Origin of the sequence: Metamycoplasma auris (genome assembly GCF_003253435.1) — a bacterium.
Taxonomy (GTDB): Bacteria; Bacillota_I; Bacilli_A; order Mycoplasmatales; family Metamycoplasmataceae; genus Metamycoplasma; species Metamycoplasma auris.
In genome coordinates, this window is record NZ_QKUB01000001.1 from 25,163 (window position 1) to 38,570 (window position 13,408).

Annotated in this window: 12 protein-coding genes, 2 tRNA genes and 1 rRNA gene; 12 read left to right on the forward strand and 3 right to left on the reverse strand. The window is 28.0% G+C overall.

The window, feature by feature from the left end; all coding sequences use genetic code 4:
* The first annotated feature begins 65 nt into the window (after positions 1-65).
* The 6 genes from rpmB (at position 66) to BCF89_RS00155 (ending at position 2,840) form a co-directional block, all read left to right on the forward strand.
* On the forward strand, positions 66-263 hold the full coding sequence (gene rpmB / locus BCF89_RS00130) for a 50S ribosomal protein L28 (protein ID WP_111517948.1): 198 nt from the start codon (positions 66-68) through the stop codon (positions 261-263).
* 75 nt (positions 264-338) lie between these two features.
* Positions 339-1,040 (forward strand): phosphorylase family protein, encoded by a 702-nt coding sequence (locus BCF89_RS07330; RefSeq protein ID WP_111517949.1) that lies wholly within the window; start codon positions 339-341, stop codon positions 1,038-1,040.
* Entirely contained in the window at positions 1,040-1,807 is a 768-nt protein-coding gene (locus BCF89_RS00140) for a TatD family hydrolase (RefSeq protein ID WP_111517950.1), read from the forward strand. The genes BCF89_RS07330 and BCF89_RS00140 overlap by 1 nt, the downstream gene beginning before the upstream one ends.
* A 3-nt stretch (positions 1,808-1,810) precedes the next feature.
* Positions 1,811-2,575, forward strand: coding sequence for a 16S rRNA (adenine(1518)-N(6)/adenine(1519)-N(6))-dimethyltransferase RsmA (gene rsmA, locus BCF89_RS00145; RefSeq protein WP_111517951.1), 765 nt, complete (start codon positions 1,811-1,813; stop codon positions 2,573-2,575).
* A 108-nt stretch (positions 2,576-2,683) separates the two neighbouring features.
* A tRNA-Cys gene (locus BCF89_RS00150) sits at positions 2,684-2,758 on the forward strand.
* A 5-nt stretch (positions 2,759-2,763) separates the two neighbouring features.
* A tRNA-Arg gene (locus tag BCF89_RS00155) sits at positions 2,764-2,840 on the forward strand.
* 203 nt (positions 2,841-3,043) lie between these two features.
* On the opposite strand, the gene gpmI is transcribed toward BCF89_RS00155, so the two are convergent.
* Positions 3,044-4,555, reverse strand: coding sequence for a 2,3-bisphosphoglycerate-independent phosphoglycerate mutase (gene gpmI, locus BCF89_RS00160; protein ID WP_111517952.1), 1,512 nt, complete (start codon positions 4,553-4,555; stop codon positions 3,044-3,046).
* Between the two features lie 275 nt (positions 4,556-4,830).
* On the opposite strand from gpmI, the gene rrf reads away from it, so the two are divergent.
* Positions 4,831-4,934, forward strand: a 5S ribosomal RNA gene (gene rrf, locus BCF89_RS00165).
* Between the two features lie 37 nt (positions 4,935-4,971).
* Entirely contained in the window at positions 4,972-5,631 is a 660-nt protein-coding gene (gene recO, locus BCF89_RS00170; protein ID WP_111517953.1) for a DNA repair protein RecO, read from the forward strand.
* Between the two features lie 57 nt (positions 5,632-5,688).
* On the opposite strand, the gene BCF89_RS07335 is transcribed toward recO, so the two are convergent.
* Positions 5,689-8,109: an MAG6410 family transglutaminase-related lipoprotein gene (locus tag BCF89_RS07335; protein ID WP_111517955.1), complete on the reverse strand. Its 2,421-nt coding sequence runs from the start codon at positions 8,107-8,109 to the stop codon at positions 5,689-5,691.
* Positions 8,110-8,244: 135 nt separating this feature from the next.
* Entirely contained in the window at positions 8,245-9,939 is a 1,695-nt protein-coding gene (locus tag BCF89_RS07340) for a ribonuclease J (RefSeq protein ID WP_111517956.1), read from the reverse strand.
* 160 nt (positions 9,940-10,099) lie between these two features.
* Here BCF89_RS07340 and BCF89_RS00185 point away from each other — a divergent pair, with 160 nt between their 5' ends.
* The 4 genes from BCF89_RS00185 (at position 10,100) to arcC (ending at position 13,284) form a co-directional block, all read left to right on the forward strand.
* Positions 10,100-10,507 (forward strand): hypothetical protein, encoded by a 408-nt coding sequence (locus tag BCF89_RS00185; protein ID WP_111517957.1) that lies wholly within the window; start codon positions 10,100-10,102, stop codon positions 10,505-10,507.
* A gap of 75 nt (positions 10,508-10,582) precedes the next feature.
* Positions 10,583-11,053: an MscL family protein gene (locus BCF89_RS00190; protein ID WP_111517958.1), complete on the forward strand. Its 471-nt coding sequence runs from the start codon at positions 10,583-10,585 to the stop codon at positions 11,051-11,053.
* A gap of 249 nt (positions 11,054-11,302) precedes the next feature.
* Positions 11,303-12,346: an ornithine carbamoyltransferase gene (gene argF / locus BCF89_RS07345; protein WP_111517959.1), complete on the forward strand. Its 1,044-nt coding sequence runs from the start codon at positions 11,303-11,305 to the stop codon at positions 12,344-12,346.
* A 2-nt stretch (positions 12,347-12,348) separates the two neighbouring features.
* A complete protein-coding gene (arcC, locus tag BCF89_RS00200) occupies positions 12,349-13,284 on the forward strand; it encodes a carbamate kinase (protein ID WP_111517961.1) in 936 nt (311 codons plus the stop codon).
* The last annotated feature ends 124 nt before the right edge of the window (positions 13,285-13,408 follow it).

Here is a 13,408-nt window from a genome sequence, read left to right on the forward strand (position 1 = left end):
TAAAATCAATTTAATATAAAATATTAAGATAACTATTTTACATGCAACAATTTAAAGGAGAATAAATGCCAGGAAGAGATCAATTAACAGGTCAAAAAGCTTTAAGTGGAAACAAGAGATCGCATGCATTAAATACCACAAAAAGAACTTTTGATCTTAACTTGCAAAAAGTAACCGTCCTAGCTGACAATGGTTCAAAAAAAACAGTTAGAGTTACTGCCAAGAATGTACGTACTTTAAAAAAATATGGTTTAGTAGCTTAGTTTCAATATATAATAAGTTCTTGGAGAGTAGCCAAGAATTTTTTATTTATTATAATTAGAAAAAGGTCTTAATTTATGAAGAAAATTACATTGTTTGTTTTTGCTGAAAAAAGTGAAATTGATCTAGATTTAAACCAAAATATATTGAATAAGACCATTTTTCAATCTAACCAAATGGACCTTTGTATTTATACGAATTTAGCATTGAAGAAAGATTATGCACTTCTTATTTGTGGCGTTGGAAAGGTAAATGCAGCCTCTTCCTTAAGTATTGCAATTTGAAAACTAAAGGAAGAGGGCTTTATTGTTGAAAATATAATTAACATTGGACCAGTTGGAAGCAGTCAAAAAAATGGTAAGATTACAGAAGCATTTTTAATTAATAAAGCATACTTTTTTGATGTTGATTTAAGGGCGATTGAAGGATATAAACTAGGAGAACTTCCAAACAATGAATATGAATTTCAAACGTCAAATGAGTTAAATTCTAATCTTAATAAGTTTTTAAAACTCGAGTTAAAAAACATAGTCAGTGCAGATCGCTTTTTTTCAATCAATGATACTGAAATAATAGAAAAAAATTTCAATAATTGCACACTGTTAGATATGGAAGTGTGTGCCCTAATTAAGGTAGCCAATACACTTAAAATAAAAATTGCATCAATTAAGATTATCTCGGATAATATTTTTTCAAGTGAGAATTATTACATAACAAAAAAAGAAGATTGAAAAAATAAGGTTTTAGAAGTTTTCTTAGCTATTTTGAAGGAGATTTAATGCCTAAATATATTGATATTCATACTCATCCATTTAAAGAGTATTATTCAGATCCTTATGCAGTCGTATCTGATTGAAAAAATCAAGATCTAGAAAAAATATTTATTGTTGGAACATCAAAAGAAGATTCAATTGAAGTACTTGAATTATGCAAAAAAGACAAAGAATTTATGCATCCAATAATTGGTATTCATCCAACACTAGCAACAGGCAAGGCAGATGGTGAATTTCTTCAATCAATCATTAATAATGAAGTAATTGCAATTGGTGAATTTGGACTTGATTATCACTATGATGATTCACCCTCAAAAGAAATTCAAAAAGAGTCGTTCTTATCACAACTAGAAGTAGCAGAAAAGAATAATATTGTTGCAATGCTTCATATTCGCGATGCGCTGGATGATGCGTTTGAAATTATTACTAGAGCTGAATATAAAGATCTAAAAATAGTAATGCATTCATTTAGTGGTGATTTAGCCTATGTTAAAAGATTGCTTCCATATGAAAATATATTTTTTTCAATTTCTGGAGTTGTTACTTTTAAAAATGCAAAGACATTACAGGAAGCAGTCAAAGAAATTCCAATTAATCGCATGTTCGTTGAAACAGATACTCCATATTTAGCCCCTACTCCAATGCGCGGTAAACCTAATATTAGTCCATATGTTAAATATACTTATTCTTATATTGCAAATTTAAAGGAAATCGACGAAGATATTTTTGTGAAGCAAATTAGATTAAATATTAAAAATGTTTTTGGAGTTTAAATAATGGAAATAAAGGCAAAAAAAAGTTTTGGACAAAATTTCTTAATTAATAAAGATATCCAAAACCAAATTGTTGAAGTTGCTCATACTGATAATGAAGATGTTATTGAAATTGGGCCAGGTTTAGGTGCCCTAACAAATTTATTAATTAATAAAGTAAAAAGTCTAAAAGCATATGAATTAGATAATGAAATCTATAAAATGTGATTAAGCAAAGAACTACCAGACAATATTTTATTTTTTAATCAGGATTTCTTAGATGCTAATTTAAAAAATGATAAAAAAGCAGTTGTGATTGGCAATATTCCATATAACATAACATCACCAATAATTTTTAAATTAATTGAGAACTTTCAATATCTAAAGCATGCAGTTATCATGGTGCAAAAAGAAGTCGGAGAAAGATTGATGGCCTCAATTAATTCAAAAGAATATAGTAAATTAAGTGTCTCTATTCAAAGCATTGCAGAAGTTAAAAAAGTGCTTATAGTTAAGGCACATAATTTCAATCCGATTCCAAAAGTTGATTCAATGGTAGTAAAAATAATATTTAATAAAAAGATCGATTTTAATTTAAAAGAATATCTTGACTTTATAAAATTATGCTTTCAATTTAAAAGAAAAACCTTATTAAACAATCTATTAACTAAGTATGAAAAAAATAAAATTGAGTTAATTTTATTTAAAAATAATATAGATTTAAAAGCACGTGCTGAGAATCTTAAGATTGAAGAATTTAAGACGATTTTTAATGAATTTTCTAAATAATTTGATTCTAAAAAGCCAAAATAAATCTTTTTTTCAAAATAAGTTACAAAAACTATTAAATATATCAAAAAGTAATATAATTATAGGCGTAACGAAAATAAGTGTTGCGCCACCATAGCCAAACGGCCAAGGCATAGGTCTGCAACACCTTGATTACCGGTTCGAATCCGGTTGGTGGCTCCAAATATGCGCCCGTAGCTCAATTGGACAGAGTGTTTGGTTACGGCCCAAAAGGTTGCGGGTTCGACTCCTGCCGGGCGCGCCAAATCAAAAATTGCCCTCCTTCAAAAAAACACAGCAATGTGTTTTTTATTTTGTTCTTAAAAAAGTATTGTTATTCATATAGCTAAATAAAATACATAATTACAATTTAGAATAAGCATTAAAGTTTTAGAATAATACCTAAGGAAGCTAAAAATAAAAATTAAGGCTAATAATTGAGAAAGCCTTAATTTTTATTTGACATTATTAAATTTTGCTAAGTAAGCTTCTTCCAGTCATTTCTTTTGGTTGTTTAATGTTTAAATAATCAAGGATTGTTGGCGCAACATCACATAGTGATCCATTTTCTAATTTGATGTTTTTATCTGTACTTATAAACATAACTGGACTAGTTGTATGTTTGGTTGCTGGATTGTTGTTTGCATCTTCAGTAATTTCAGCATTACCATGATCAGCAGTAATAAACCAAGTTACTTCATTTTCATTCTGATTTACAAAATCAAGAATTCTTTTAAATTGTGAATCAAGAAATTCAATTGCTTGAATAGTTGCTTTGAGATTTCCGGTGTGGCCAACCATATCTGGGTTTGCATAATTCATAATTACAAAATCAAAGTTATCTATTTTTTCAAGTAATGAATCAGTTATTCCTTCTGCTGACATGTGTGGATAGTTGGCAAAAGATTTTGCTTTGATGCTATCAACTAAAATTCTTTCTTCGTTTGGGTATACAATTTCTTTTCCCCCATCCATAAAGAAAGTAACATGAGCATATTTTTGAGTTTCAGCCAATCTTAATTGCTTTAAATTATTTGTTGAAATTACTTCACCTAAAGGTTTATCTACTTTCATTTCTTCAAATGCAATCAATGAATTAATTCCTTCATATTTCATCATTGAAACAAAAAGATCAACATCAATTTTATTCTTTGGTTCGTAGTTATATAGATTGCTACCTAAAAACAAATGACTTAATTGGCGAGCTCTATCAGGTCTAAAGTTAAAGAATAAAACATTATCACCGTTTTCTAGAAATACACCATTTTTAGCTTGTGCAGGAATAAAAAATTCATCATATATTCCTTCTTTATATTGATTTTCAATATATAAATTAAGATCATTAAATATATTTTTTGATCTACCTAAGATTGCTTCTAGTGCCAACTCATTGCGTTCAAAAATTTGATCACGATCCATGGCATAGAATCTGCCACTTATACTAGAAATTGGATAGTTAAATTCAGTTGATAATTTATTTAGAATATCAAGTGAATCCTTAATTGATTGAGGTTTAACATCTCTTCCATCGCCAAAAATATGAATTGATACTTTTTTTAATCCTTTTTTATTTGCTAGTTTTAATATTTCAAATAAATGATTATCTAATGAATGAACTCCACCATTACTTAATAAACCCATTAAGTGAAGAGTCTTATTTTTTTTAATTGAATTATTTATTATTTGATTTAGTATTTCGTTATCAAAGAATGTATTGTCTTCAATTGACTTATTAATCAATGATAATCCAGTATAAACAATTCTACCTGCACCAATATTTAAATGTCCAACTTCCGAGTTACCAATTTGATTTTTGGGTAATCCTACATATTGTCCTGACGCATGCAATACTGAATTGGGACACATTTTAAATAGATAATCAAAGGTTGGATGACTTGCTTGAGCGTATGCATTGCCCTGTTTTTCTTCTCTTAATCCAAGACCATCAATGATTGTCAAAATAATTTTTTTCTTACTCACGTTATTTTCCTTATTAATAAAACTTTCGTTTATTTATTACTTATATATAGTTAAATTTTATAACTCTCAATTAAATTATTAACTTAATATATATCTTGATTTTGTAATGAAATCTAATTTTAATTAGTTAAGTAAGTCATTATACAAATGCTTAGTCAATCAATATTAAATGGTGAATAAATAAACTAATTTAAACTAAATATGCATATTGTTTAATTTATTTAAAAAAAATAAAATATTTTTTCTAAATAAAAAAAATTATATATAATATTATGCATAGCAACCATAACGAAGGGGCCCACCTGATTCCATTCCGAACTCAGCAGTTAAGACCTTCAGTGCCGACGATACCATAAGGGAAAATAGGTCGTTGCTCTTTTTTTTATTTTTTATTTGTTATAAAATTAAATATTATTATGAAAGATAGAGAGTTTGAAACTTTAGGCATTATTCTAGAGATTAAAAATCATAATGATAATGATGGGATTTTAAAAATTCTAATTAATGATGGAATTAGATTTTTATATGCTAAAGGAATTCAAAAATCACAATCTAAAAATAAGCTTAATACACCACTATTAGGCTTAGTAAATCTTGAAATTATAAAATCAAAATTTATTAACAAAATAAGTACTCTAAAAAGAGCAAAAGTGATCTCAGTTTTCCCAATGAATCCGATGTTACAAAATATTTATAATTTAGTTTTATATTTTTTAAATTATATAAATAATAAGAATTTAGATTTTAATAAGTATCGAATCTTCTTAGAATCAGTGGAAAGAAATCCTAATCAAAGTCTAAGTTATTTATTACTTGAAATATTAAGAGTTTTTGGAATGAAACCAAATTTTGAATCTTGTGTTGAATGTAAGAATAAAACGAATATTATTGATTTTGAATTTTATAAAGGTGGTTATCTTTGCAAAGAGCATTCAAATAACTATAAAAATTCAGATTATTTAAGAGCATTATATTGATTAGAACATGATTTTTCTATTTTTATTAAGGATTTTGATGAAAACATTTCAATCAAAATCAATGCAGAAATGATCGAAATTCTTAAATCAATAATTTAAGTTCTTAAAATTAAAAAAAAATAAAATTACGAATAAGTCTTTCGTAATTTTTTTTGCTTAATTTATTAGTATTTCGTAGATTTGAGAAGCTAAAGTTTTATTATGTGCTTTTGTTCTAAATTGATAAGTTCCTTTTTTAAGACCATCTATCTGATTGGATTTAATTTCAATTCATTTTTGTGTATCTTTCAATCTGTATTCCATCATTGAATCTACACCAATAATTTTGTTATCATAAACCTTAATTTGCTTATCAATATCATCCGCCATTGGCATCTCAATTTTTTGAATATCTGATTGAAGTTGATTTTCATTGCTTTTATATCTAATTGAAACTGAACCAGAAACTAAATTAGATATTTCAAAATGATCATGTGTAATTTCTTTTCATTCTTCAGAATTGTTTCGATATTCCATTCCAGATGTTACACCACTTAGAATAGCTCGATTGGATCCGATTGTTTTTAGATTTGCACTTGGAGTTTGATGCTTATTTACATTTAATTGAATTAAGTTACTATTTGAATTAAATTTGTATCCAAATTTTTGAATATCTAATTTGATATCATTTTTTCCAAAGTCTTCAAAGTGATCAAGATATACTAAATATCCGCTCTCAAAGTCTTTAATTTCATTAATTTTTCCTTTATTAACTATAAAGTTAGAAGAATTCAATTTGAAATCATTGATCTTTTTGTTTTCAATTATTACTTTTAAAACTAACTCAGCATGTTTTTCTACTTTAAAGTTTATTTGTTCCTTATTGGATTTATTTTTAAGATCTTCATTATCGAACTCGAATCTAAATTTACGATATCCCATCTTTCAGGTTTTATCATCATTAGCTCTTACAATTATTGCTTGTTTAGGCTTAAATCCTTTTGTTTCAAATTCATTTTTAATTTCTTCAAATAGTTTTTCATCTCCATATAAATCTAATCATTTTGGGAGTTGTTCATTATCTTGAACACCATATAATCTTTCAAATTGAGCAAATGCTTCTTCTTTATTTCTAACAAAACTTCCATCTTCAAGGTGTTTGAAGTTTCTAAAGCGCTGACCCATTCTTTTTTCAAAATAATTAAAGTAAGAATTGCCTTTTCCAAAATCTTTATCATGCATCAAAAAGAATTTATGACTTATTTTATTGTTTTTCTTTCTTTTGTTTGTTTGATAAATTATATGATCAGTTGTTGTATCAACATGATATCATTCACCATCTAGTTCAACGAGATTTCAAGCATGACGAGTATGATAGTTTGGATATAAACTTTGATCCATCGATCCAGTTATAATACTGCTTGGAATTCCTAATTCATCCATTAACATTTTGAATGCCTTAGCGTAACCTGTGCAAATTGCTTTAAGATCAACTAATGCTGAATATGCACTTTGATCCTTTCAAATATCTTTAGTATCATGATATTGAATATTTTCAATAATTCAATCATGCGCTTTTATTATTTTTTGAAGTAGTGGAAGATGCATTCAATCTTTAACAATCTCTTTGGCTTTATTTCTTGCTTGTTGTTGTTCATATGTTTCTCTTATTGTATCTTCACCACCAATTTTTACCATTGTTCTATATAAATAGCCTTGGTGTTCAGCTCATACTTCAACAACATCATTTTTATTAGCTTCAGGAGTTTTTTTCTTTTCGATTATTCCATTTTTAGATAATTTAATTAAGGCTTGTGAAGAATCTTTATCTTCTTCTAAAATTAAGTCATGAGGATATCTAATTCTTTGAAATCATCTAACATTTTCAATTGCTTTTTTAGTTTTTGTATCTAGCAATTTAAGTTGAATTTTTTCATTATCTTCAATCTTTTTATTTAAACTGACAGTCTTATTTTCTAAAATAAAATTAGGATGTTCATAATAGTTTGAAGCATACATTTGATTGATAATTCTATCTTTTACTTGATCAAATGATAATGAAGTAGGTTGAAGAGAGGAGACATTTTGAATAGGATAAAAATTATTAATTTCTTCATCAGACATATGAATTTTGAAAGTTTCTTCATCTTTAATTTCAATCTTAGTTGAATTACTTTCAATCTTTTCTTCAATCTTATTCAATTCATTTGTTGACTTTTCAGAAGAAACGATATTAGGCTTTTCTAATTCATTTTTAGTTTTTGGAGAGGAATAAGTATTTGAATGATTATTGATTTTTAAAGGAGTTTCATTTTCTTTAGTCTTAGGAATATTATTTGAATCAATTTCATTATTTTTTCTAGAATTACTTGATGTGTTAGTTTGTTCCTTAATTGGAGATTTATTGATCGTAGTTTCTTTTATTTTTATATCTTCATCTTTATTCTTTTTTAGATGATAAGATGTATTTTCATTTTCATTATTTAATAGGTCTGCAATTTTTTTATTTTTTGTTTCACAACTAGATAAAATAACGGGAGCTATAAAAAATGAACTTAATGAAATCATACTTAGGATTATTCTTTTAGATTTTTTCATACTATTCTCCTCTTGTTTTTAAATCAATTCAAATTTAATGGAACTATTTTACATGATTAAAATATTTTTCTAAAGAAAAAAATTATCAAGTACTCAGTTAGATTGGATTCTTGATAATTTATTGTAACTTAGAATTTAATCTATTTGTTCTTCATCTTTTTTAGCATCAGCTAAAAGAATTGTTGGAAGAATAACAACATTTCTTCGTTTAATTTTATAAAAGAAGGGTGCAAGGCGATCAATAATTAATTGTTTTAGTTTAGGCATTGTTCAATCTGGTTCATTTTTAATCGTATACAAGATAGCACCATGAACTAATCGTTTAGCTTCTTCAATTAAATGAAGTTCTTCTTTTACAAAGAAAGCACCTCGAGATACAATTCTTGGTTTTCCAAGAATAATATTCTTTTTCTTATTTATTGCGATTACAACATGGACAAACCCATTTTCACCTAATTCCATTCTTTCTTTTATAAGTTGCGTATTTGCTTTTGATAGGACATTTCCATCAATATAAACAGGTCCAAAATACACTTTTTCATTAGAAAGGTAAAGTTGGTGACGATCTAAATAATATACATCTCCTAAATTAGCAATCAAAACATTGTTTGGATTGACACCGGATTCTATCGCTGTCTGACCATGAACAACACTCATTCGATATTCACCATGATATGGCATAAAGAATTTTGGTCTAGTTAGTTCAAAGATTTTTTTATGTTCATCCTTATAGGCATGACCCGAGGTATGAAGATATCCATCAACACCGTTTTCATAAATTGTTGCACCCAACTTGTATAGTCGATTAACTAGCAATTCACATTTTGATCGATTTCCTGGAATTGGACTAGATGAAAAAATAACGACGTCTTTAGGTTTAATTGTAATGTTTGGATGCTTTGCATATGACATTTTAGCAAGTGCTGCCATTTCTTCGCCTTGGGAACCTGTTGTTAGGATTAATAGTTCATTTTCATTGTATTTTGACAATGCTTTTTTATCAATAAAGATCTCTTCAGGAGCATTAATGTATCCTAATCTTTTTCCGATATCAATGTTATCTACCATTGAACGTCCAAAAGCAATAACTTTCTTACCAAGTTTCGCTCCTAATTCAATGATTGCTTTGATTCTTGTAAGATTTGAAGCAAAGGCTGTCACAATAATTTTTCTTTCAGCTTGCATCATGTATTTTTTAATATCTTTTAGAATATCACTTTCAGAAGGTGAGTGATCTGGTCGCATTGCATTTGTTGAATCTGAAAAAAGAACATCAAGTCCTTCATCTCCAATCTTTTTAAGTTTGGAAAAATCAGTTAGATTTCCAATTGGAGTATAGTCAAATCTAAAGTCACCAGTCATCATAAGATTGCCATTTGGTGTTTTGATACGAATTCCAAAAGCATCAGGAATTGAGTGTTGGGCAGTTCATCAATCAACCTTGCAATCTCCAAAATCAGCAACCAAATCTTTATTTATTTCAATAAACTCAACGTGAGTTTTTATTTTCATATCAGAAAATTTAAGTTTTAGATATTGGATTGCAATTCGTGGAGCATAAATACGTTTAACATTAACTTGCTTAACTAAATATGGAACTCCACCAATATGATCCTCATGTCCGTGTGTAATAAAAAGACCTTCAATGCGATCTTGGTTTTGTGCTAAATAAGTGAAGTCAGGGATTGAACCATTAACGCCAGTAATAAATGTATCAGAGAATTTAATTCCAGTATCAATAATGAATATGTGTTTATCATATTCAATGACAAGAGTACTTTTTCCAATCTCCTGCATCCCACCTAAACCAAAAATTTTTGTTGGATTCATATCCATCTCCATGTGTTTAATAAATTATTATAAATGTGAAAATAACATAGCATTTTATTAGAGATTATTTTAGCAAATTTGTTATAATAATCTAATAATTTTGATAAAAAATTTGAATCGAAATAATATCATTACAATGTAGAAAAAAAAGAGGCAAACTATGACTAGTGAAAGAAAACTTTCAATTGCATCTCTAATCTTTAAACTTATTGCAATTGCTCTTATTGCAACAGGAATTTATTTACTTATTAAAGTATCTGCTCAAGATCTTAAAACAATTGCCGCTAATTTTGATAAAGAAGGTTTTAAGGAATCAATTAGTAGAATTATTGATCTCTTAAAAAAAATAATAAAGTATAAACTGAATTTGATTATTTTTGGAATAGGAATAATTCTTGCAATTACTACTTATATTTTAGATTTGATAATCCTATCAATTGCAAGTTGAAAGACACAAGCATTTGGAAAATTTATATTATTTATTACAACATTACTACCAATTCTTTGAGTAATCTCAGGTTTTGGAAATATTGGAGTGATAGTTAAAAAAAGAGTTTATCCAGCCTAAATATAGACTTATTTTTTTAGACATATAAAAATATTTTATTTTTAAGACTAAAATAAAAATATAAAAGGATGTATTATGACAAAAAAAGAAAAAGAAGAAGCAAAAAATTATGCTAAAAAATCTTGAAGTGATGCAGGTTCAATTTTAAAACGTGGGAATATTTTATTACTTGCAGTTGGTGTATTACTAGGGGGAGCATTAGGAGCTGTTGTTAACTCATTAGCAAATGACGTTATTATTTCAGCAATATCTGGAGCTTTGAATTTCGGTGAAGTTAAAGAATGGAAAGTTGGTAATGTTTTAATTGGTAAATTCTTATCCGCTCTATTAAGTTTTATAATTATTTCATTCTTTATATTTTTTTCAGCCTTAATTTTTTATCTTGTAAAAAATGCAATAGAATTGCGTAAAGCTAAGAAACAAAAAGAAACCGAACCTAAGGTCGAAGAAGTTGTTGCACCAACTACTGAAATGCAAATATTAGAAGAACTTAAGAAAATAAATGTTGAACTTTCAAGAATGAAGAATTCAAATGCAAAAAAATAAGAAATTTTCATAAGATTAATTAGATTAAGTTAGGGTAAGTAACCTAACTTTTTTATTTATCTTATTAAAATTTAATATATTCAATAATATATTTTGATAATGCTATAATTTAAACGAGTTTTAATTAGTTTATTATTTAGTTATCCTAATCATAATAAAAAATAAAAATAATAAATCCACTTAAAACTTTTAAAAATTTTAGAAAAAAAAAAAAAAAAGAATTTATACATAGGAGAAATACTTTACAAAATGCCAATGAATTTAAAAGGTCGTAGTTTAGATTCAGCTCTAAACTTTACAACCGATGAAATTAATTATCTTTTAGATCTTTCTTTAGAATTAAAAAAGGCAAAAATGCAAGGATTACATGTTAATAACCGACCACTAACTGGCTCAAACATCGTAATCATGTTTCAAAAAGATTCAACTAGAACACGTTGTGCTTTCGAAGTTGCAGCAGCTGACTTAGGAGCAAGTTGTACATATATCGGACCAACAGGATCAAACTTTGGTAAAAAAGAATCAGTTGAAGATACAGCTATGGTTTTAGGACAAATGTATGATGGAATTGAATTCCGTGGATTCAAACAATCAGACGTTGAAGCTTTAGCTAAATATTCAGGTGTACCAGTATGAAATGGACTAACAGATGCTGAACACCCAACACAAATGTTAGCTGATTACTTAACATTCAAAGAATTTGTTGGAGACTTAAGAGGAAAGAAAATTGTTTTCTCAGGTGATATTAAAAACAACGTTGCTCGTTCATTAATGATTGGTGCTGCTTTCTTTGGTGTACACATTGTTATGTGTGGTCCAAAAGAACAATGAGAAATTGTTAAAAATGGTCCAGATCACAAACATGTTTACGAAGAAGTTCTAAAATTATTTGAACGTAATGGTGGATCTGTAACTTTCTCAGATAATAAATTAGAGGCTGCTAAAGATGCTGATGCAATTTACACAGACGTATGAGTTTCTTTAGGTGAACCATTTGAATTATTTGAACCACGTATTCAAGAATTAGGTGCTTTCCAAGTAGATATGCAAATGATTAAAGTTGCAAAAGAAAATGTTATTTTCTTACACTGCTTACCAGCATTCCACGATGATAAAACCCTATTTTCAGCAGAAATTAAAGAAAAACTTGGTGCAAAATACCCAGTTGTTGCAACAGGTGCAATGGAAGTTACTGATGAAGTATTCCAATCAAAATACAACAAATCAATTCAACAAGCTGGAAACCGTATGCACACAATTAAAGCAGTTATTCTAGCTACATTAGGATATTAATTATGAGTAGAATTGTTATTGCCCTAGGTGGAAATGCTCTAGGAAATAATCCTGCAGAGCAAAAAGAATTAGTAAAAATTCCTGCTAAAAAGATTGCTGAATTAGTTAAGGCAGGACATGAAGTTATTGTTGGACATGGAAATGGTCCACAAGTTGGGATGATTTTTAATGGTTTTGTAAGTGCTGCATCAGTTAATCCAAAATCACCATTAGTACCATTGCCAGAAGCTGGTGCAATGTCACAAGGGTATATCGGATATCACATGGTAAACGCAATTACAAATGAGTTTACAAAAGAAGGTTTATACGATAAGGAAGTTTTATACATTCTAACTCAAACCTTAGTTGATGCACAAGATCCAGCATTTCAAAACCCAACCAAACCTATTGGCCCATTTTTTGCAACAAGAGAAGAAGCAGAAGCATCAAATCCAAATAGTGTTATTGTTGAAGATGCAGGTCGTGGTTTCAGAAAAGTTGTTGCTTCTCCAAAACCAATTAACTTTGTTGGAATTAACCAAATCAAAAAAGCAATTGATGCTGGTGCAACAGTTATAGTAGGTGGCGGTGGCGGTATTCCTACCATTCAACATACCTGTGGTTCAATCGAAGGTGTAGATGGTGTTATTGATAAAGATTTTGCTTTAGCAAAAATGGCTTCATTAACAAACGCAGATTATTTCATTGTTCTAACAGCAGTTGACTTTGTTAAAGTAAACTACGGAAAACCAGATCAAAAAGATCTTAAAACAGCTACTAAAGCAGAGTTAGAAAAATACATTGAAGAAAAACAATTTGCGCCAGGTAGCATGTTACCAAAAGTTCAAGCTGCAATTAAATTTGTTGAAGAAGGTGGCAAGGCTGCATTTATTGGTGATCTAAAAGATTTAGAAGATATCATTGCAGAAAAAGTTGGTACTAAAGTTACTTTAAACTAACTACTTAGTAACAAAATCTCTAAAATTAAAAGATTAATATTTTAAAACACTCTTATAACACTTATTTATGGTGTTAAAAAGAGTGTTTTTTCTTTAAAAAATCAGTAAATTTCAATCCAGTCGC